This is a genomic window from Agrobacterium sp. rho-8.1 (genome assembly GCF_033957725.1).
Taxonomy (GTDB): domain Bacteria; phylum Pseudomonadota; class Alphaproteobacteria; order Rhizobiales; family Rhizobiaceae; genus Agrobacterium.
Map to the genome: position 1 here is coordinate 421,235 of NZ_CP192789.1, position 21,640 is coordinate 442,874.

19 protein-coding genes are annotated in these 21,640 nt (G+C 59.9%); 5 read left to right on the forward strand and 14 right to left on the reverse strand.

What is annotated here, in order from left to right; genetic code table 11:
- Positions 1-2: 2 nt before the first annotated feature.
- The 6 genes from RMR21_RS16820 to kdpF are packed head-to-tail and all read right to left on the reverse strand — an operon-like array spanning position 3 to position 7,863.
- Positions 3-689, reverse strand: a complete 687-nt coding sequence (locus RMR21_RS16820) for a response regulator (RefSeq protein ID WP_498670613.1) — start codon at positions 687-689, stop codon at positions 3-5.
- Entirely contained in the window at positions 686-3,379 is a 2,694-nt protein-coding gene (locus RMR21_RS16825; protein WP_498670614.1) for an ATP-binding protein, read from the reverse strand. The genes RMR21_RS16820 and RMR21_RS16825 overlap by 4 nt, the downstream gene beginning before the upstream one ends.
- Before the next feature lie 5 nt (positions 3,380-3,384).
- Positions 3,385-3,954: a potassium-transporting ATPase subunit KdpC gene (kdpC, locus tag RMR21_RS16830; protein WP_498670615.1), complete on the reverse strand. Its 570-nt coding sequence runs from the start codon at positions 3,952-3,954 to the stop codon at positions 3,385-3,387.
- 2 nt (positions 3,955-3,956) lie between these two features.
- Entirely contained in the window at positions 3,957-5,993 is a 2,037-nt protein-coding gene (gene kdpB, locus RMR21_RS16835) for a potassium-transporting ATPase subunit KdpB (protein ID WP_498670616.1), read from the reverse strand.
- Positions 5,994-6,005: 12 nt separating this feature from the next.
- Positions 6,006-7,715, reverse strand: coding sequence for a potassium-transporting ATPase subunit KdpA (kdpA, locus tag RMR21_RS16840; RefSeq protein WP_498670617.1), 1,710 nt, complete (start codon positions 7,713-7,715; stop codon positions 6,006-6,008).
- A gap of 19 nt (positions 7,716-7,734) precedes the next feature.
- The gene (gene kdpF, locus RMR21_RS16845; RefSeq protein ID WP_498670618.1) at positions 7,735-7,863 is read right to left on the reverse strand and encodes a K(+)-transporting ATPase subunit F; all 129 of its coding nucleotides are present in this window, start codon (positions 7,861-7,863) and stop codon (positions 7,735-7,737) included.
- A 321-nt stretch (positions 7,864-8,184) separates the two neighbouring features.
- Between kdpF and RMR21_RS16850 the strand changes: the two genes are divergently transcribed.
- The 5 genes from RMR21_RS16850 to ssuD are packed head-to-tail and all read left to right on the forward strand — an operon-like array spanning position 8,185 to position 13,412.
- Positions 8,185-9,150, forward strand: a complete 966-nt coding sequence (locus RMR21_RS16850; protein ID WP_498670619.1) for an aliphatic sulfonate ABC transporter substrate-binding protein — start codon at positions 8,185-8,187, stop codon at positions 9,148-9,150.
- Between the two features lie 24 nt (positions 9,151-9,174).
- Entirely contained in the window at positions 9,175-9,999 is an 825-nt protein-coding gene (locus RMR21_RS16855; protein ID WP_498671761.1) for an ABC transporter permease, read from the forward strand.
- Positions 9,999-10,754 carry an ABC transporter ATP-binding protein gene (locus tag RMR21_RS16860; protein ID WP_498671763.1) on the forward strand — a complete coding sequence of 252 codons (756 nt, stop codon included), beginning with the start codon at positions 9,999-10,001 and terminating at the stop codon, positions 10,752-10,754. The genes RMR21_RS16855 and RMR21_RS16860 overlap by 1 nt, the downstream gene beginning before the upstream one ends.
- 32 nt (positions 10,755-10,786) lie before the next feature.
- Entirely contained in the window at positions 10,787-12,223 is a 1,437-nt protein-coding gene (locus RMR21_RS16865) for an FAD/NAD(P)-binding protein (RefSeq protein WP_498670620.1), read from the forward strand.
- A 22-nt stretch (positions 12,224-12,245) separates the two neighbouring features.
- Positions 12,246-13,412, forward strand: coding sequence for an FMNH2-dependent alkanesulfonate monooxygenase (gene ssuD, locus RMR21_RS16870; protein ID WP_498670621.1), 1,167 nt, complete (start codon positions 12,246-12,248; stop codon positions 13,410-13,412).
- Between the two features lie 148 nt (positions 13,413-13,560).
- On the opposite strand, the gene atzF is transcribed toward ssuD, so the two are convergent.
- The 8 genes from atzF to RMR21_RS16910 are packed head-to-tail and all read right to left on the reverse strand — an operon-like array spanning position 13,561 to position 21,640.
- On the reverse strand, positions 13,561-15,351 hold the full coding sequence (gene atzF, locus RMR21_RS16875; protein WP_498670622.1) for an allophanate hydrolase: 1,791 nt from the start codon (positions 15,349-15,351) through the stop codon (positions 13,561-13,563).
- Positions 15,351-15,704: a cupin domain-containing protein gene (locus tag RMR21_RS16880; RefSeq protein ID WP_498670623.1), complete on the reverse strand. Its 354-nt coding sequence runs from the start codon at positions 15,702-15,704 to the stop codon at positions 15,351-15,353. The genes atzF and RMR21_RS16880 overlap by 1 nt, the downstream gene beginning before the upstream one ends.
- Entirely contained in the window at positions 15,697-16,365 is a 669-nt protein-coding gene (locus RMR21_RS16885; RefSeq protein WP_498670624.1) for a cysteine hydrolase family protein, read from the reverse strand. The genes RMR21_RS16880 and RMR21_RS16885 overlap by 8 nt, the downstream gene beginning before the upstream one ends.
- Positions 16,365-17,915: an ABC transporter ATP-binding protein gene (locus tag RMR21_RS16890; protein WP_498670625.1), complete on the reverse strand. Its 1,551-nt coding sequence runs from the start codon at positions 17,913-17,915 to the stop codon at positions 16,365-16,367. The genes RMR21_RS16885 and RMR21_RS16890 overlap by 1 nt, the downstream gene beginning before the upstream one ends.
- Position 17,916: 1 nt before the next feature.
- Positions 17,917-18,972, reverse strand: coding sequence for a cyanuric acid amidohydrolase (gene atzD, locus RMR21_RS16895; protein WP_498670626.1), 1,056 nt, complete (start codon positions 18,970-18,972; stop codon positions 17,917-17,919).
- Entirely contained in the window at positions 18,972-19,673 is a 702-nt protein-coding gene (gene biuH, locus RMR21_RS16900) for a biuret amidohydrolase (protein ID WP_498670627.1), read from the reverse strand. Before biuH ends, atzD begins: the two co-directional genes overlap by 1 nt.
- A 10-nt stretch (positions 19,674-19,683) precedes the next feature.
- The gene (locus RMR21_RS16905; RefSeq protein ID WP_498670628.1) at positions 19,684-20,700 is read right to left on the reverse strand and encodes a formamidase; all 1,017 of its coding nucleotides are present in this window, start codon (positions 20,698-20,700) and stop codon (positions 19,684-19,686) included.
- Positions 20,701-20,713: 13 nt separating this feature from the next.
- Positions 20,714-21,640, reverse strand: a complete 927-nt coding sequence (locus tag RMR21_RS16910) for an ABC transporter permease (protein WP_498671765.1) — start codon at positions 21,638-21,640, stop codon at positions 20,714-20,716.

The window sequence follows — 21,640 nt, forward strand, 5'->3', positions numbered from 1 at the left end:
GTTTAATCGCTGATCAGCCGATAGCCGACGCCCGGTTCGGTCTGGACGATTTTGGGCTGGGCCGGATCGCGCTCGATCTTCTGGCGAAGCTGGCCGATGAAGACGCGCAAGTAATGCAGGTCTTCCTCATGGGCAGGCCCCCAGACCGAGGTCAGCAATGTGCGGTGGGTGACCACGCGGCCTGCATGGTGTGCGAGCAGCGTCAACAGGTCGTATTCTTTCGGCGTGAGCCGAATGGATTGACCGTCGCGTGACACGATGCGCTTGATCACGTCAATGACAAGACCATCGGCCGTGACGAGCGATGGCGCTTTGCCAGCATTTGCGCGGTGGCGCATGGCGGTTCTGATGCGGGCGGTGAGTTCACCGATGCCGAAGGGCTTTTCGATGTAGTCGTCCGCACCCAGATCGAGCGCTGCGATCTTTTCCACCTCGCGATCGCGTGCCGACAGGATGATGATCGGAATGGTGGACCAGCCACGAAGGCTTGAGATGACATCTTTGCCATCCATATCCGGCAGACCGAGATCGAGAATGACCGCGTCAGGTGCAGCGGTTGCCACCGCTTTCAGCGCATCCGCACCATTCTCAGCCTCGATGACATCGTAACCCGCAGCGACGAGCGCCGGGCGAAGAAAACGCCGGATCTGTGGTTCGTCATCAACGACGAGAATGCGGGCTAGTGTCATGGTGATCCCAAGGTCTGGTCTTTCTCCTCTACCGGGAAACGCATGACAATACGAGTGCCTCTCTTCCTGACCGCAGGGCTTTCAGCATGGATGCGCCCGCCGAGAGCTTCCACGAAACCACGGGCGATGGACAGTCCCAGCCCCGTGCCGGGCGAGCGGCCATCGGTCTTGGACCGGCGGTAGAATTTCTCGAAGATACGGTCGAGATCGATAGCGGGAATGCCTTTGCCCATATCGGTGACGGACAGGACCAGTTCTTTTCCATCGCGACGGGCATAGATGTTGACCGGCTCGCCGCCACCATATTTGGCGGCATTGTCCAGAAGGTTGAACAGGACCTGTTCCAGAAGCACGCTGTCTCCCCGAAGAAGCGGCAAATCCGTCGCTATCCCTGTCTCGAATGTCTGCGCTGGAAAGTATTTGCGGGCGCGCTCCGTTGCGGACCGCACGACATCGCTCACATCCACCCATTCGCGTTTGGCTTGCAGGGTGCCCGTCGATATCCGCGTCATATCCAGAAGGTTGGCGACGAAACGGCTGAGCCGCGCGCCCTCTTCCTCTATGGATTGCAGGAGGTCGTCACGGCTTTCCGGCGTCATTCGTTCGCCCAGTTCGCGCAGGCTGGTGACGGCACCGGTGATGGTGGCGAGCGGTGTGCGCAGATCGTGCGAAATGGACGACAGCAACGCCTCGCGGTATTTCTCGCTTTCCAGACGCACAGCCTGTTTGGCACTTTCCGACGAAAGGCGTGCTCGGTCGATGGCCGTCGCCGTCTGGTCGATGATGGCGGAAAACATGCGCTCGGCATTGGAATCCAGCGCCTCGTCGCCAACCTCATAACCGCAGACGCCGACCACACCGTGAGGGGTGGTGAGCGGCCTGAACTGGAACCGGCAATTGGGCAGAGTGCCAGTACCGGCACCGGCCGGTTCTTTTCTGGTGTTGGCCCAGCGGGCGGCAGCGATTTCGGAAATGCCCAGCTCCGTATCGGGCGGCCAGGCGGCGGCCGTTTCCAGCGAATCGCCATTGGGGCGAAGAAACACGATGTTGCGATTGATCCCCGCATGCAGCTGCGTGACCGAGGCCCACAGCACCTCATCGACATCGACGGTGCCGGACAGCTTACGGGCGAAATCATAAAGCGCCTGCATGGCGGTGGCACGCGCACGCGCCGTTTTCGCCTGCTCGCGAATGCGCGAACCGAGACTGCCCGCCAGAATGGCCGCCACCACAAAGGTGAAGAGCGCAAACACCTCATGCGGTGAGGCGATGGTGAAGGTATAGAGCGGCGGAATGAAGAAGAAGTTATAGGCGAGCGCGGATAGAAGCGCCGCCATGAGGGCAGCGGCAAAACCGGCATAGACCGCGGATGTTAGCACGGCGATGAGAAACAGAAGGGAAATGTTGGGGAGGTAGACGATGCGGTCGATCAAAGCCCCGATCAAGGCGGCTGGCAGGACGCACGCGAATGCGATGCCGAAGGGTTTGGCGAGCGTGGGAAGGCGTGGCAGGACCGGCTTGGCGCGCGTGCGATGTGGCGTCTTTTCATCGGCGGTGACAAGGTGAAGGCCGATGCCGCTCGTTTCCTGCGTCAGCGCATCGGCAAGGCTGGTGCGCAGCGGATTGCGCAGCCATTTTCGACAATGCGATCCGATGACGATCTGCGTGGCATGCTCTCGCTTGGCAAGCTTCATGATCTCGGTGACGAAATCGCTGCCGGTGACGCGCCGGGTTTCGGCACCCAGTTTTTCAGCAAGGCGGAACGTGTCGTCGATGCGCCGCAGGTCCTCGTCATCAAGGGTTTCGCGGTCGGAATGGGAAATGTTGACGACCAGCCATGGTGCATTCAGACCGGAGGCAAGACGGCTGGCGACGCGAACGACTTTCTCCGACAAGCCATCGGACCCTATACAGACCAAGAGACGTTCGGCTGTGGCCCACGGGCCTTCGATGGCGTTCTGGCGCAGATAGTCGATCATCTGATCGTCCACCCTGTCGGCGGTCCTTCGAAGTGCCAGCTCTCGGAGTGCGGTGAGATTGCCCAGACGAAAGAATCGATCGGCGGCACGGCGCGCGCTGGCCGGCAGATAGACCTTGCCATCCTGCAAGCGAGTAATCAGTTCCGCAGGCGGCAGATCGACCAGCAAGACGTCATCGGCTTTTTTCAGAACCGTGTCGGGAATTCTCTCTCGAACATTGACGCCGGTGATCTGGGCGACGAGATCGGAGAGGCTTTCCAGATGCTGAATGTTGAGCGCCGTCCAGACGTCGATACCGGCGTCAATGAGTTCGTCGATATCCTGATAACGCTTGGGGTGCCGGAAGCCTTCCGGGTTGGAATGGGCCAGTTCATCGACGATGATGATCGCGGGTTTGCGGGCCAGGGCGCCGTCGAGATCGAACTCCTGTAGTTCCTTGCCATGATAAGGCACCGACAGGCGCGGCAAAATCTCCAACCCTTCCAGAAGAGCGGAGGTTTCGCTGCGGCCATGGGTTTCGGCAAGCCCGACGACGATCTCGGCGCCATCCGCGCGCAATCTCTGGGCGCGGTTCAGCATCGCATAGGTTTTGCCGACGCCGGGGGCCGCGCCCAGAAAAATCGTCAGCTTGCCCCGGCGGTCTCTCTCCGCCAGGGCAAGCAATGCATCGGGATCGGGACGGTTCGTCTCGTAAGGGTCGTTTATCGGCATTCGTATCAGCTCTTGAGCGCATCCAGCGCAAGGTTCAGCTCTAGCACATTCACGCGCGGTTCACCGACAATTCCAAGCGCTGCATTCTGCATGTGTTTGAGCAACAGATCCTGCACCTGCGGCACGGACAATTGCCGGGCCGCTGCGACGCGATTGACCTGCGCCTGGGCAAAATCCGGCGAGATATGCGGATCAAGACCGGAGCCGGATGTGGTGACGGCATCGGCTGGAACAGCGCCCGTCACGCCCACCGATTTGAGACGCTCGATATCACCAGCCACACGGTCCTTAAGCTTTGCCGATGTGGTGCCGAGATTGGAGCCGGATGAGGCAGCAGCATTATAAGGATCCGGCGAGGTTGCCGAAGGGCGCGGCCAGAAGTAGCGCTCGGAGGTGAAATTCTGGCCGATCAGGGCGGAGCCGACAACGGCATCGCCGCGACGGATGACGCTGCCATTGGCCTGCTGCGGCATGACCAGCTGGGCGATACCGGTGACAGCAAGCGGATAGGCAACGCCCGTAATAAGCGTGAGCAGAATGAGAACGGCAAAGGCGGGTCTAAGAAGTTTGAACATGATTACACCAGATGCAGGGCCGAAACGGCGAGATCGACAATCTTGATTCCGGCAAAGGGCAGCAGCAACCCGCCCAGACCGTAAATCAGGAGGTTACGACGCAGAAGCGCGGCAGCGCTGGATGGCCGGTAGGCGATGCCCTTCAGCGCCAAGGGAATGAGCGCGATGATGATGAGGGCGTTGAAGATGACGGCTGACAGGATCGCCGATTGCGGGGAGGACAAACCCATGATGTTAAAGGCGGCCAGTGCCGGATAGGTGGTGACGAACAAGGCCGGGATGATCGCGAAATATTTGGCGACATCGTTGGCGATGGAAAACGTCGTCAGCGAACCGCGCGTCATCAGAAGCTGCTTGCCGATTTCGACGATCTCGATGAGCTTGGTCGGGCTGGAATCGAGATCGACCATGTTGGCGGCCTCTCGCGCTGCCTGGGTGCCGCTTTGCATGGCAACACCGACATCGGCCTGCGCCAGCGCTGGCGCATCGTTGGTCCCATCGCCACACATGGCAATCAGGCGACCGCCCTGCTGTTCCCTACGGATGTAAGCGAGCTTGTCCTCCGGCGTTGCTTCGGCCAGGAAGTCATCGACACCGGCTTCGGATGCGATGGCAGCGGCGGTAACGGGATTGTCGCCGGTGACCATGACGGTGCGGATGCCCATGGCGCGCAGAGCGGCAAAGCGTTCCTTGATGCCGGGCTTGACCACGTCCTTCAGATGAATGACGCCGAGCAGACGCTTGCCATCGGCCACACCCAGCGGCGTGCCGCCCGATCGTGCCACGCTTTCCACCGCCTGCAGGAATTCGCGCGGGGCATCCTTGTCGGTCAGGCCGGTGAATTTCAGCACGGCATCGATGGCGCCCTTGCGCAACTGGTGAGAACCCATATCGACGCCGGACAGGCGGGTCTGCGCACTGAACGCAATCGTATTGTCCACGACAGCCTTCGGTGCCTGAAGGCCGAATTCGCCGGTCGCAAGGGCCGCGATGGACCGGCCTTCAGGCGTTTCGTCCGACAGACTGGCCAATAGAGCGGCCTCTGCCAATTGCTGCTGGGTGACGCCGGGTGCCGGAATGAAGTCTGCGGCCATGCGGTTGCCGAAGGTGATCGTACCGGTCTTGTCGAGAAGCAGCGTATCGACGTCGCCTGCCGCTTCGACAGCACGTCCCGACGTGGCGATGACGTTGAAGCGAACGAGCCTGTCCATACCGGCGATACCGATGGCCGACAGCAGACCACCGATGGTGGTGGGAATGAGGGTGACGAGCAGAGCCGACAGAACCGTAACGGTCAGAACCGTCCCCGAGTAGCCTGCAAGACCCCAGATCGTGACGACGACGATGACAAAGATCAACGTCAGGCCGGAGAGCAGGATCGAAAGAGCGATCTCGTTGGGGGTCTTCTGACGTTCGGCCCCTTCGATGAGGGCAATCATCCGGTCCACGAAGCTTGCACCCTGTGGCGTGGTGATGCGGATTTTGAGCTGGTCGGACAGAACCTGCGTGCCACCTGTCACCGCCGAGCGGTCGCCACCGGATTCGCGGATGACGGGCGCGGATTCACCGGTGATGGCGCTTTCATTGACGGAAGCAACACCCTCGATCACCTCGCCATCGCCGGGGATGAGTTCTCCGGCATCGACCACGACGACATCGCCCACGGCCAGCATGGTGGCGGGAACGGCCTGTGCCACGCCATTGGCATCAAGGCGACGGGCCGTGAGATCGGAGCGACTGCGCTTCAGGCTTTCGGCCTGCGCACGACCTCTGCCTTCGGCAACGGCTTCGGCAAAGGTGGCAAACAGCACCGTGAACCACAGCCATGCGGCGATCTGCCCGGAGAAACCGGCCGTGCCGTTGCCGGTCATGAGATCGCGGACGAAGATGATGGTCACCATGGCGGCCACCACTTCAGTCACGAAGATGACGGGTGTGCGGTAGAGTTGTCTGGGATCGAGCTTGACGAAGGCCTGCCGGATGGCGGGACCGATGATCGCTGGATCGAAAAGACCAGGTTTTTCTGGCTTTTGTGACATGAAGAGTTTCCTTTAGAAGGTCTGACCGGCCAGCATCGCGAAATGTTCGACGATGGGTCCGAGCGCCAGAGCCGGGAAATATTGCAGCCCGCCGAGGATGATGATGATGCCGATGAGAAGGCCGACGAAGAGGGGGCCATCGGTCGGGAACGTACCGGTGGAAGCGGGAACGCGGACCTTTGCAGCGAGCGAACCGGCAATGGCCATGACGGGAATGACATAGGCGAAACGACCCAGCAACATGGCTAAGCCAAGCGTCGTATTATACCAGGTCGTGTTGCCGGACAGGCCACCGAAGGCAGAACCGTTGTTACCCGCAGCCGACGTGTAGGCATAGAGGATTTCCGAAAGACCGTGCGGGCCTGCCGTGCCGATGCTGGCAACCGCCATCGGTAACATGGCCGACACCGCCGAAAAGCCGAGGATGGCGACAGGCAGGATGAGAACGGCCAGCATGGCGCATTTCATTTCCCGTCCTTCGATCTTCTTGCCCAGAAATTCCGGCGTTCTTCCCACCATCAAACCGGCGACGAAAACAGCGAGCAGTGCAAAGACCAGCATACCGTAGAGGCCGGAGCCGACTCCACCCGGCAAGATTTCGCCAAGCTGGATCAGGAACATGGGGACCAAGCCACCGAGCCCGGTGAAGGAGCCATGCATGCCGTTGACCCCGCCGTTCGACAGACCAGTCGTTACCGCTGCGTAAAGTGCCGTCATGGCCTGGCCGAAGCGGACTTCCTTGCCTTCCATGTTGCCTTGTAGGGCATCGACACCCAGCGCGGTCAGAATGGAATTACCCGATGCTTCCGCCAAGTAGATGACCGCAACACCAGAGATCAGCAGGATGGCCATGGCCGAAAGCAGCACCCAGCCCTGGCGGCGGTTGCCGACCATCTGGCCGAATGTATAGACCAGCGCCGACGACACGCACAGCATGGCGAAGATGTTGACATAGTTCGAAAATGCCGTTGGATTTTCAAACGGATGAGCCGCGTTGGCGTTGAAGAAACCGCCGCCATTGGTGCCCAGTTGCTTGATGGCTTCCTGGCTGGCAACGGGCCCGAGCGAAATGACCTGCTGAGCGCCTTCCAGCGTGGTTGCGGTCACACTGGCATCCAATGTCTGTGGCACACCGGTCCATACGAACACGAGTGCAACAACAATGGCCAGGGGTACCAGAACATACAATGTGGCTCTGATCATATCGACCCAGAAGTTGCCCAGCGTGCTGGCCTGCGAGCGCATGAAGGCACGGGTAAAGGCCATCGCAAGTGCAATGCCCACGGCTGCCGACAGGAAGTTCTGCACTGTAAGTCCGGCCATCTGGCTCAAATGGCTCATGGTTGCTTCACCGGCGTAGTTTTGCCAGTTGGTGTTGGTGATGAAGCTGACCGAGGTATTGAACGCCAGATCCGGTGGCACGTTGGCAAAGCCCTGCGGATTGAGCGGCAGATAGGCTTGCAGACGCAGGATGGCGTAAAGAACGAGAAAGCTTGCCAGTGAAAAGGCGAGCATGGACAGCGTATAGGCCAGCCAGTTCTGCTCCTTGTCCATACTGGTCCCGGCAGCGCGGTAAATGCCGCGCTCGATGGGCTGGAGGACGGGAGACAGAAATGTTCTTTCGCCCGAAAAAACCTTCGCCATGTAAAGCCCCAGCGGTTTGACGACGCAGAGCACGGCGAGGAAAAGGAGGCTGATCTGCAGCCACCCGATGATGGTCATGGATATTCTCCCCGAAAGGTCAGAAGCGTTCGGGACGCAACAGCGTCACGACGAGGTAGACGACAAGAGCGCCGGCAACGGCCAGCGCGAGCAAAGCTTCGATCATGCCGCCCTCACAGCTGATTGAGGGCGCGTGCGTAAGCGGCAAAGCCGATCAGCACCGCGCAGCCGCCAAGGACAAAGACAAGGTCGGACATATGGGTTTCTCCGTTTGGTTGAGAAGGCCACACTACGCCCTGTCTGCGTCAGGGTTCGATTGGGAAGATGAGAGGATCACATAAGGAAAACATAAAGACCTCGGCCTGAAAGCGGAGCACCGGAGCGGATCGTGCCATGTCGGAATATTCCGCTACGCAAGCCCATCGCGGCAGGGGCGATATTTCTCCAAAGGGCGCAAATTTGGAAAGCGGGCGGATTACAAATGCGGTCGATTTGCTGGAAGCTAAGCACCTAATCTGGAGATCGAGACATGAGATCATTGATTGCGTCCGCCTTGGGTGCTTTGGCAGGACTGGTGGCGCTGGGGCAGGCTCATGCTGCGGACATTTCTGAAATCCGGATCGATTGGGCGACCTACAACCCGGTCAGTCTGCTTCTCAAAAGCGATGGATTGCTGGAAAAGGAATTCGAGAAAGACGGCATCAAGATCACCTGGGTACAATCTGCCGGTTCCAACAAGGCGCTCGAATTCCTGAATGCCAGCTCGCTCGACTTCGGCTCCACGGCCGGTGCCGCCGCCCTCGCCGGTCGCATCAACGGCAACCCCATCAAATCGATCTATGTCTATTCGAAACCCGAATGGGTGGCATTGGTGACCCGCAAAGATACCGGCATCACCAAGGTCGAGGATTTGAAGGGCAAATCGGTTGCCGCAACCCGCGGAACCGACGCCCATATCTTCCTGGTTCGGGCGCTTGCCGAAAAGGGTTTGACGGAAAAAGACATCAAGCTGGTGCTCTTGCAGCATGCGGACGGCCGTCTGGCTTTGCAGCGCGGCGATGTGGATGCCTGGGCCGGTCTTGATCCGATCATGGCGTCTGCCGAAATCGAAGATGGCGACATCCTGTTTCATCGCAATCCTGCCAACAACTCCTGGGGTGTGTTGAATGTGCGCGAAGAGTTTGCCAAGGAACACCCTGAGATCGTCAAACGCGTTCTGGCAACATACGAGCGCGCCCGCGACGAGGCCCGCAAGGACCCGGCCAAACTGAAGGCAGCACTTGTGGCCGCAACGAAACTGCCGGATGCCGTGATTGCGCGTCAGTTGGAGCGTACCGACCTCAGCCAATCCAAAATCGGCGACGAGCAGGCGCAGACCATCGAGGCGGCAGGTCTCGCGCTTCAGCAGGCAGGTGTCATCAAGGCGGATGTTGACGTGAAGGCAACCGTGGCAAGCCTGATCGACACAAGCTATGCCCCTGCGGCGGGTCAGTGATATCCCATGGCCTTTCTGGATACGATGCTGCTGAAGCGGCAAGCTGACATTGACAGACCTGCAAACCGGCAGCGCCGATTGTCGCCGCTTGATCACCCTGCTGTTGGCATCGTCTTTCCGATTGTCGTCATCCTTGGATGGGAGCTCCTGGTCCGCGCTGGCGTCATCGGCGGGCGACTGATGCCACCGCCGTCGCGGGTCCTGGCGACGGTTCAGGAGCTTGCGACCTCAGGCGATCTCCTCACCCATATATGGGTCACCTTGCAACGTGTGCTGTTCGGGTTTGCACTGGGTGCGGTGGCAGGAACGGTTCTCGGTGCGTTGACGGGTTTTCTGCCAAGGGCTGCCCGAATTCTCGACCCCACCCTTCAGTCGCTGCGCGCCATCCCCTCCATCGCCTGGGTGCCTCTGTTCATTCTCTGGTTCGGTATTTTCGAAGCCTCCAAGATCGCGCTGATCGGCGTCGGAGTGTTCTTTCCGGTCTATCTCGGGGTGTACGGCGCGGTCGTGGGCGTCGACAGGCGGATCGTTGAAGTCGGCCGCATCTACCGCCTGTCCGGCTTGGACCTCGTGCGCCGCATTCTCCTGCCCTCCATCCTGCCCGGCTATGTCCTGGCGCTGAGATCGGGCCTTGGTCTTGGCTGGATGTTCGTCGTCGCCGCCGAATTCATGGGCGCATCCGAGGGACTGGGATACCTCTTGGTCGATGGTCAGCAGTTGGGAAAACCAGACCAGATTCTGGCTGCGATCCTGATTTTTGCCATCGTAGGAAAAGCAACTGACAGCCTTGTCATCGTGGTAACGGCTCCTTTCCTGCGCTGGCAGGACACGCATGGTGGGCAGCGATGATGATGGATATCCGCAATCTCTCCAAGGTCTACCCCAACGGCACCCATGCGCTGGAAGGCTTTTCCCTCAGCGTGCACGAAGGCGAGGTCGTTGCCGTCATTGGTGGTTCCGGTTGCGGCAAAAGTACGCTTCTGCGCCTGCTATCGGGGCTGGAAAGTCCAAGCAGTGGAGAAATTCGTCTCGATAGCAAGCGCCTTGTGAAGCCCGACCCGCTGGTCAACATCGTCTTTCAGGAGCCCCGGCTGTTTCCCTGGCTGACGGTTGCCGACAATATCGCCTTTGGCCTGTCGTCCCTCGACGCCGACCAACGCCGCGACCGCGTGGAACAGGTGTTGAAGAAAATCGGCCTCTCAGGTTACGAGACACGATGGATCAAGGAGCTTTCGGGTGGTCAGGCGCAGCGCGTTGCACTGGCGCGGGCGCTGGTTACGGAACCATCCGTACTTCTACTGGATGAGCCGTTCTCTGCCCTGGATGCGATGACCCGCGCCGACCTGCAGGATCATCTCGTCGATCTGTGGAGCGAGGCGGGTTCGACGCTGTTGCTTGTCACACATGATATCGAAGAAGCCATCATCATGGCAGACCGCATCATCGTCATGCGACCTTTTCCAGGCCGTATCCTTCAGGAAGTGACCGTTGATCTGCCGCGCAAGCGCGAACGGACATCGCCGGACTTTGCGGCCCTGCGAAAGCATCTGTCCGAGCTTTTGGCCTTGTCTCTTTCCGAGACAAAACACAGTGCGAGCGCATGAGCAAACCTTTAAATTCGAGGGTCGAGCGTAAAATGCCGCAAGTGTCAGAGTTGCCGGTTGTCGCCGTCATCGGCGGTGGTTTTAGCGGCGCGGCTTTCGCGTTGCACTTGAACGCTCTGAGCGCGTGTGACGTGCGGATCGTTGTCTATGAACCGCGCGAACGCCTGGGCCCAGGCCTCGCCTACAGCACAAAAGACGCAGCCCACCGCATCAACGTACCTGCCGGGCGGATGTCGGTTTACCCCGACGATCCCGAAAGCTTCCTGCGGTATCTCGCAACGACTGACGAACACGTGACAGATCCGACGTTGACCGGTCGCGATGGCCTGCCTTATCCGCGCCGTCAGGTCTTTGGGGACTACATCGCCTCAGAAATCGCGCCGCTATTGGCATCGTGTGCCGTGGAGCATCGCCAAGCCGAGGTTACCTCTATCCTGGCCTCGGGTCAGGAATGGGACATCCGCGATAGCAGTGGTGGCACCTTGCGAGCGCAGTTCGTGGTTTTGGCTGCCAGCCATCCATCGCCTGCACTTTTGCGCCCACTGGTGCCCTTCGCAAACCACCCGAAACTGGTTGCCAATGTAACGGTTACCGACGCTCTCGGCCCGATTGCGCCAGATGATCGGGTGCTCATCCTCGGAAACGGACTGACCTCGGCCGATGTCGTCGCGTCACTGGAGAAGCGAGGCCATCGCGGTAACATCCTGTCGGTATCGCGTCGCGGTCTGCGCTCGCGTGGTCACGCGCCGAATGTGCAGGAACCGTTCGGTAATTTTTCGTCCCAGCCTTCAACAAAGGCCTCGGCGCTGCTGCATAGGATCCGACGGTCGATCACAGAGGCACAGGCGCACGGCTTGACCTGGCATGCGGCACTTGATGCCGTTCGCGCGCAGGCCTTTGCCATCTGGCGAGCACTTCCGGTCGCTGAGCGGCGGCGCATCGTGCGGTTTGCGCGTCCGTTCTGGGATGCGCACCGTTTTCGCATTGCGCCCCAGGTGGAAGACACGCTGGATCGGGCCATTGCTGCGGGGCGTTTGAGCATCCGCGCGGCGCGGCTGAAGCAGGTGGCACAAGCGGGAGATGCATTCCGCGTTACGCTATCTGCGCGCGACAAACCCGGCTTCGAAGACCACCTCTTCGACGCCATCGTGGTGACGACGGGTCCCGCACACGAGCATATTCTCCAGTCTCAACCCTTTCTGGCCGGGCTTGCAGAGAAGGGTCATATCAGCGCCTGCGAAACCGGTCTCGGCATCGCCTGCGATCTCGACGCGCGTGCGCTGGACCAAGAGGGAGAGCCGCTTGGCAACCTGCTGATCGCAGGACCGCTGGCGCGTGGAACCTTCGGGGAACTGATGGGTCTGCCGCAGGTGACAGAACATGCCGTCTTCGTCGCCCGGGAAGTGGCCGACGCCATCAGCACACATCATAAAGTTTCAGAACCACATGCACGCCGTCTGGCGGTTTGACTGACAATAAGGATCGCGAACAATGGCCAACACCCCTCCCCTTGATTTTCTCTGGTTCATTCCGTCGTCCGGGGACGGCTCCTACCTCGGGTCGGACGATCTGGCCCGACCTTCAGACCCGGCCTATTTCCGCGAAATCGCACAGGCGGTCGATCGCCTCGGCTATTCTGGCGTGCTCATTCCCACCGGTGTGGCATGCGAGGAGTCCTTCATTCTGGCCGCCAATCTTGCTGCCTATACCGAAAACCTCAAATTCCTCGTCGCCATCAGGCCCGGCGTCGCCTCGCCCGCCTATTATGCGCGTCTCGCAGCAACTCTGGACCGCGTTTCCAACGGTCGGCTGCTGCTCAACATCGTGGTTGGCGGCAGTGCGCAGGAACTGGCGGGCGACGGCATTTTCCTGCCGCATGACGAGCGCTACGACCATGCGGACGAATTCTTCCAGGTCTTCAACACGCTGATCGAGACCGGCAGCGCCCATCTCGACGGCAAATATATTCAGGCCCACAATGCCGAGCTTGGCCTTCCGCCCGTACAGGAACCACGTCCACCGATCTATTTCGGCGGCTCATCCGATGCTGCCATCGATTTCTCGGCTGGCATCATCGACAAATATCTCACCTGGGGAGAGCCGCCCGCACAGGTGGCCGAAAAGATCGAGAAGGTGCGCAAGGCAGCCGCTGCTGTCGGTCGCGAGGTCACGTTCGGCATTCGCCTGCATTTCATCGTGCGCGAAACGGATGAGGAAGCCTGGGAGGCCGCAGATCGTCTGATCTCCAAACTCTCCGATGAAACGATTGCCGCTGCACAGCAGGTGTTCCTCAAGAACTCCGATTCCGTCGGGCAGGCCCGCATGGTGGCCCTTCACGGCGGACGCCGCGACAAGCTGGAAGTCTCACCGAACCTCTGGGCTGGGATCGGCCTTGTCCGCTCCGGCGCAGGCACGGCCCTGGTCGGCTCGCCCAAGACCATCGCCGCGCGTCTGCGTGAATATCAGGAAATCGGTATCGATACGGTCATCGCGTCAGGCTATCCCCACCTGGAAGAAGCCTACCGCGTTTCCGAGCTTCTGTTCCCCGAAATCGGACTGGAAGGTCCGCGTGGTCAGATCCGCTCGTCGTTCGGCAAAACCCAGGTCTTTGGCGGCGGCGGCCATGGCGGCAACGTCAAGGTTGCCTCAGGCTCCTGAAAAAGGGAGCCTGGGATGGCGCGAACGTAAGGCGGTCGCGTGTTTCCTAATCGAAATCAGGGGCGACCGTCGCCATCACGGTCGCTCCGACCAACGTCAATCGTCTCGACCCGCAGACGCGGTTCGAGACGGCCTTGGTAGGGCCGCTTCAACCCGCACGATATGTGCGCCAACTTCCGTAATCCGTTATGTCCAGCGCGCCTTTTAGCGCAATCGGTTCCACAAGAAAACCTTTTGCAGACGTCCCATCGGCCAAAGAGACGGTTCCGACGCCGAGTGGCGCGGGGATGGCTGCAACGAACGTGCCAAAGGCCGAAGGTGTGAGCTTCCAGACCTCAACCTCGATTTCACCGCCATCGCTTTCATCGACACGCACCATGCCCGGCTTGGGCGGTGTCGTGCCTGAAAGGGCGTAGAGACGATAGCAATCCTGCGTCTTTGCTTTGCGGCTGAACACCGCGTTCAAATCCTTGAGCTGATGGTTGAGGGGCATGCCTGAGAGATGTGCACCGACAACGACCAGATCAATGAGATCTTCGTCGGCTTCGACCCATGATTTGGGCGCGGTTTGCGGCCAGCGGGTTGCTCCCAGTGCACGGCCGCTGGCGCTATGAAGCTCCCGTGCAAGCGTTGCGGCCAACCCGTCCTTGCCGGATGGCGCAAGCAGCGTGACGCTTGCCGGAAGGCCATCGGTCCGCGTGCCGGTCGGCGCGGCGATGCCGCACATGTCGAGCAGATTGACGAAATTCGTGTAGATGCCGAGGCGAGAGTTTTCACGGATCGGCTCCGCTTCCAGTTCTGCAAGCGTGTAGTGACGCGGTGCCGTCGGCACGCAGATCACATCGACCGAAGCGATGACGGGGGCCACCTTTTTCTTAAGCGCTTGCAGGGCATAAAAGCCTTTGAAGGCCTCGGCGGCGGTGAGGTTTTTTGCGCCGTTATAGATTTTGCGTGTGACCGGATGAAAGCTTTCCTCTTTTGCATCCATGAACGCCTGCACGGCGGCGTAGCGTTCCGCGACCCAGGCTCCCTCATAGAGCAGGTTTGCCACGTCGTAGAAGTCGGCGAATGGCATTTCAATAAGTGTGTGGCCAAACCGTTCCAACGTTTTCAGGGCATCGGAATAGGCCGCCGCCATGGCCTCATCGCCGAAGAACTGCAAATCCTGCCGAGCGGGCACGCCGATCTTCAGAACCGGAGGGGCAGACCCATATCCGGTGGCTGTCAGCACTTTTGAATAGGCATCGCTCTCATCATATTGCGCAGTCACAGAAAAGACCGCAAAGGCATCATCCACCGTCAGGGCGAAGATGGAAACGCAATCTAGTGTTCGGCATGCTGGCACAACGCCTGTTGTCGAAAGCGCTCCGACACTCGGCTTCAAGCCAACGATGTTGTTGAGACCCGCAGGAATGCGCCCAGAGCCGGCCGTATCGGTGCCCAACGCGAAGCTGACGATACCGTGAGCCGTGGCAACGGCTGATCCGGATGACGACCCGCCCGGAACGAGCGATGGGTCGACGGCATTTTTGGGGATGGGATAAGGTGAGCGAACGCCGACGAGACCGGTGGCGAACTGATCGAGATTGGTTTTGCCGATGACGATTGCGCCGGCCTCTTTCAGCAGTCGAACGACGGTCGCATCCTTTTCCGGATGATAGGTATAGTCTGGGCATCCCGCCGTGGTCGGCATCCCAGCGACATCGATGTTGTCCTTGACGGCAAAGGGAACACCGAAGAGCGGCTTGTCGGGATCGTAATCACCCAGCTTGGCCGCCTCTAAAAGCAAAGCTTGCTTGTCCGCAATATGGATAAAAATGCCGGGATCGTTTACCTCGGACATGCGGGCAAAAACCGTCTCCACGATTTCGGCAACGCGGCCACCCTGTTTGTAGAACGTCTGCAACGCGCTGATATCGAAGGAAGGTGTCGTTTGCATCAAGCCATATCCTGTTTCAATAGTGTCACCGGCCGATCCCATTGGATCAGCACCACACATCCCGTTGTGCTCCAAACGGAGTGCTCCGAACCCTGTTCGTTGACGATGTAACTGCCGCAATCATAGTCGCCGGTCGCATCGGACTGGATGCCATCGAGCACCAGAATGGTCTCAAGGCCTTCGTGGCGATGAAGCGGCACGGTTGCGCCCGGCTCATATTTCAGAAGCGCCACACCCGGCTGGTCGCCCTCGAAGCGACGGATCCAGTGGATCGTCACGCCATCGCGAAAGGCTTCGAATGGCAGATCTTTCCATCCGCCCGATGTCAGTGACGGGCGTGTTGTCTCAGGCATGGGTTATCCCTTCCAGAATGTCGTCTATTCTCGCTGTCCAACCGACGATGCCGCCCTGCGCGCAGATCATCGCGATCGCAGCGGCCTTGAATTCGGGGAAGTAGCTTTCGGTTGCGTCCTCTGCCAGCAGGCACTCAAAGCCGCGATCGTTCGCCTCACGCATCGTCGTCTGCACACAGACCTCCGTCGTCACCCCGGCAAAAACAAGCTGGGTAATACCTTTGGATCTGAGTACATCATCCAGATTCGTTGCATAAAATGCACCTTTTCCGGGTTTCTCGATCACGATCTCACCCTCAATCGGTGCCAGTTCCGGCAGGATGGCGGTGCCCGGTTCACCCGAAATCAGGACACGCCCGAGCGGGCCATGGTCTCCAATTCTGAGGGAGGGATTTCCGCGATCGCGCTTGGCTCTGGGCAGATCGGAGAGGTCTGGCCGGTGGCATTCCATCGTGTGAATGACGGGAAGGCCAGCTGCGCGGAAGCCCTCGATCAGACGCTTGACGTCCGGTACGATCTTCGCAATGGCACTCACATCATTGCCGAGGCTTGCCCCGAAGCCTCCCGGCTCGGCAAAATCGCGCTGCATGTCGATAACGATAAGGGCTGTTTCTGCGCGTCTGGCAGGAAAAGCAAAAGGTTCGGCTTTAATCTCGACCATTAGTGATGTCCCGCCATGTGAGCGCCAATGACAGCCGTATCTGCACCAAGCGCCGGTGTTTCATAAACCAGCTTGCCTTCCGACATGACCATGATGCGATCTGACATTTCCAACAATTCGTCGAGATCTTCGGACAAGAGCAACACCGCGGTTCCTGCATTACGCGCCTTCATGATGCGCGCACGGATTTCGGCCACGGCCGAAAAATCGAGTCCAAAACAGGGATTGGAAACGATCAAAAGGTCCACATCACCGGTCAGTTCACGCGCCAGAACAGCGCGCTGGACGTTGCCGCCGGAAAGCGCTGCAATGGGCGAAGAGGACGAGGCGGTCTTCACCTTGAAATCGGAGATCAGTGCACCCGCCTGCTTGCGCATGTTGGCCCCGTTCAGCCACAGGGCGTTCTTGCCACTGGCTTTCAGATCGAAGCTTCGAAACGCCAGATTTTCGCTGACGGTCATTTTCGGAGCGCAGGCGTTCTGCAATGGTTCTTCGGGAATGAAGCGGACATTGTTCTTGCGCGTCTCAGCGCGTGTCGCACCGTAAGTCTGACCGTTGACGATGACGCGACCGGTCGTGGTCGGTCGCTGCCCAGCCAGAATTTCGCCAAGCTCTTTTTGTCCGTTACCTGAAATGCCAGCGATGCCGACGATTTCGCCGGAGTGAACGGTCAGATTAGCGATTTCGATGGTCTTCAACCCCGAACTATCGGGTGCTCTGACGCCATCGACCTTCAGCACGGGTTCAGCTCCTTTACGTACCGGTAGTCGGCTGTCGAGTTCGGCCAGCTTCACATCGCCAATCATCATTTTTGCCATATCGGCCCTGGAAAGTTGATCAATCTGAGCGGTTCCAACAAGCTTGCCCCGTCTCAGGATGGAGACCGCATCGGCAAATTTCGTCACCTCATGGAATTTGTGGCTAATCATCAGGACGGTCAGTTCGCCCCGTTCAGTCATCGCGCGCACCAGGCCCAGCGTCTCATCCGCCTCTGCGGGCGTCAGCACAGATGTGGGCTCGTCCAGGACAAGAAAGGATCGACCGAGATAGAGCTGCTTGACGATTTCCAGCTTCTGCTTCTCGCCAGCGGCAAGCTCGCTCACCGGGCGCTCCAGCGGAATATGGAAGGGCATGCGCTCCATGAAGGCGGCCAGATCTCGCCGCTCTTTCGCCCAGTTGATGACCGCAGGCACTTCCGCGCGGCTGATGACGAGATTTTCCGCACCGGTCAGCGATGGCACAAGCGTGAAATGCTGGTAGACCATGCCCAGCCCGTAGGCAGCGGCATCCTTGGGCGAGACGATGGAAACCTCGCGACCATTGACGGACAAAGAGCCTGACGTCGCGTGGTAGAAACCCATGATACACTTGACCAGCGTCGACTTACCCGCGCCGTTTTCACCCAGAAGCGCATGGAAGCTGCCAGCCGGAATATCGATCGAAACGTTGTCGAGCGCGGTGAAACTGCCAAAGCGCATCGTCATGCCAAGGGTCTGGATGCCAACAGCGCGGCCAGCCTGAGGAAGGGGCGTATCGCGAATGACGCTCAACTCAACTCTCCTTTTCAACAATTATGGCGACAGGGCCGCCGCCGGGTGGCCCCTGATGTTCGGCGCCGCCGGACACATAGAGGTCGGTCATGCCGAAGACACCTGCCAAAACGCCACCGACGAAAGCGCGGGCATGGCGGGTGCCGGAAATGTCTGAATCGTCCAGCATCGTGTGCCGCTTGCCACCGACCTTGCCGGAAGGATCGGGCTCTGCCTTGGCAAGAACCGCCGCGAGCCTCGCACCGCTTGGCAAACGCTCGCGTGCCGTGCGCACAGAGGCCGTGTCGATCGCGCTCTGCATGACTGCGTGGTCCATGACGAAGGGACCAGACCACCCGTCCGCCATGCCCATCACGATAATCTCGTGATCCGTCAGCTCGACGCCCGCCGAGGTCGAGGCACAACCGGAAAACAAGTCTTGGCGGGTGCAAATATCCGCGTCCGCGATATCGGCAAAATCGAGTTCGCCCAGCGCGACCGCCACACCGAGTGCGGACGCGCCCCGCGAAAGCCCCATGGATTTCAGCGTATCGCGTGTGGCGACCGTCTCTCCGGCGGCATTCGCTTCTTCGATACGGCGAAGGGTGAGGAGCGGGCATTTGATCTGGACGAAATGAACGTCGGCAACGTTCTCGATACCAGCTTGGTGCATGGCGGCGTGCACAGCGTCTGCCACCATCAGCACCTGTTCACGTCGGCCAAGATGATGAAACGGCAGGTCCGGCGTTCGGGATGTGCCGATAGCAAGCGCCCGTTCGCCCGGGGCGTCAACCCTCTCGCTGGTGAAAACCGTCCAATGTGGCGACAGCGCGCCCTCCGTGCCGCCTGACATGACGGTCGTGACGCCTTCGACCCCATAGCGGCGAAACAGAGCCTCGAAACTCTGGCTGGCATAACCACGGGTGAAATCGTTGACGCAACCGTTGCCTTCGGTCTTACCGAGAACCGCAACGACGGACTGAGGGGCAAGCCCTTGAGCGAACAGAGCCTCGACACCGGAAACGTCGTCCGGCCCGTCTGCCGACACACGATAGACATGGGCACGCATGGATGACATCAGGGCAGTGCCTCTACCAGAGTTTGCGAATTGGAGACAGCGCCGAAAACCCCGCCCTGCATCTTGACCATCTTGATGGCTGCCAAATGGTTGCCATGGTCGGTCGCGCCACAGCAATCCTCCAGCAACAGGCATTCGAAGCCGCGATCGTTCGCCTCGCGCATCGTCGTCGATACGCAGACATCGGTGGTGATGCCGGTGAGAATGAGGTTCTCGATGCGCTTCTGGCGCAAAATCAGGTCGAGATCCGTGGCACAGAAGGAGCCCTTGCCGGGCTTATCGATGATGGTCTCGCCTTCAATCGGGTAGAGTTCGGGAATGATATCCCAGCCCGGTTCGCCGCGCGTCAGGATGCGACCGCAGGGCCCTGCATCGCCGATGCCGGCACCAATACGCTGGGAGCGCCAGCGCTTGTTGGCCGGAAGATCGGCAAGATCAGGCCTGTGTCCCTCGCGGGTGTGGATGATGTGGTAGCCTTTTGCCCGCATGGCGACGAGCACTGTCCTGATCGGCTCGATCGGCGCCTGCACCATGGCAAGATCATAGCCCATATGATCGACATAACCGCCCTTTCCGCAAAAATCGGTCTGCATGTCGATGATGATGAGCGCTGTGTTTTCCGGCCTCAGCGCGCCGTTATAGGGCCACGGATAGGGATCGGCATCGATAAAGTGCCTCGCGGTTTCAACCATCGCATCCATGATGTCTCTCCTATTTGCCATCGGGTTTCGAGGTTTCGCCATAGCGCCGGGTGGGCTTGTCAAAACCGCAGGAGGTGCCATCCGTCACTTTCACGGCGTCCTCGTAGGGAAGGCGGTATTGTCCGGCGATGAGGTCGTGCATGTAGGTGTAGGGCGCATCCTGAGCGCCGCCCGCAACGGCCACGAAGCCGCGATGCCCGAACTGGTAGAGGTTGTTTTCGACGCCCCACCCGAGCCGGGCCTCGCGCACGAGGTCCGGTCGAACCTCCGCCGTAATGATCTCGTTGACGCGGCCCGAAGTGCCATGGGCGATGATCGAACCGTCGAAATTGCAGATCATGCCTTCGCCCATGGAATCGAAGGTGCCGTCCGAGCCGCACATGCACACATTGGCCGTGACCATCAGATTGCAGAACGCATTGGACTGGTTGGTAAAACGCCAGCTGTCGCGGATCGGAGCCGTATAGCCCGCCGTGCGGATCATGATCTCGGCTCCCTTGTAGGCGCATTCGCGGGCCATTTCCGGGAACATGCCGTCGTGGCAGATGATCAGCGCCAGCTTGGCACCCCTTGGCCCGTCGATGACGGGAATTCCGAGGTCACCCGGTTCCCAGGGCTCGACCGGCACCCAGGGGTGCATCTTGCGATAATATAGCTTCACCTCACCGGTATCATCGATCACGATGCCGGAATTGTAGGGCATGCCGCCGGGGTTCAGCTCCATGATGGAGAAGCAGCCCCAAATCGCATTGTCGCGGCAGGCTTTCTTGAAGGCCGCGACCTCGGGGCCGTCAAGCGTGCACATGATATCGGGATTGATATCCATTGACAGGCCGTGCAGGGCATATTCGGGGAACACCACCAGATCCATGCCCGGCTGGTTCCGTCGGGCCTTGGCGACGAGGTCGACGATCACCTGCGTTTGCGCGGCAATATCCGCCTTTGTCACCGTGAGGGGCAGTTGCAGCTGGACAAGGCCGATACCGACGCCGTGTTCCGATTTGTTGAGACCACCAAGACCGTTCATGAACGTGTTCCTTTCATTTTGTCAGGGATAACGCACCCGGCGCACCGACCATGGACCGCACGGGCGACGATGTGACGATCAGAATGACGAGTGTGAGAACGTTGGGAGCGGCGTAAAACAGATAGTAGCCTTGTGTGACCCCCACCGATTGCAGCGCCGGGCCCAACGCGCCCGCGCCGCCGAACAGGAGGGACGCCAGAAAGCAGCCCATGGGGTTCCAGCGGGCGAAGATGACAAGAGCAACGGCCATGAGGCCCTGCCCGGACGATATCCCCTCGTTCCAGGAGCCAGGATAAAACAGGGAGAGATACGCGCCGCCGATGGCAGCCAGTGCTCCACCCGCAGCCGTCGCGAGCAGGCGGACACGATCAGGGTTGATACCCATGGCGCGGGCCGCATCTGTGCTGTCGCCGACGACGCGCAGAATGAGGCCTGTTTTTGTGTTCTTGAGGGCCCAGTGAAGAAAAAGGGCAAGCGCCGCGCCGATGAAGAACAGGACGTTGATGTTGAGTGCCGCCTGTACCTGCCCCAGCGAAGACCAGCCACCCAGCGGGATCGATGGCAGTTTTGGCGCTACGGGCTGAATGAAGGATTTGCCGAGGAAAAATGCCAGCCCGAGCCCGAACTGCATCATCGCAATACCGATGGCGATGTCGTTGACCTTCGGAAATTTGCAAATCCAGCCGTGCAGCAGCCCGAACATGGCACCGGCTACCATGGCGGCGAGAACCCCAAGCCATGCCGAGCCGGTCATGACGGCAACACCATAGGCGGTCATGGCGCTGAAAACGAGTGTACCTTCGAGCCCCAGATTGATGCGACCGGAGCGTTCGGTGATCGTCTCGCCGAGGCTGACGAAGATGAAGGGCGTCGAGACACGGATCGCCCCCGAGAGGATCGCCAGTGGCACGCCCCATATGCCGATACCTGTTTCGTCCAT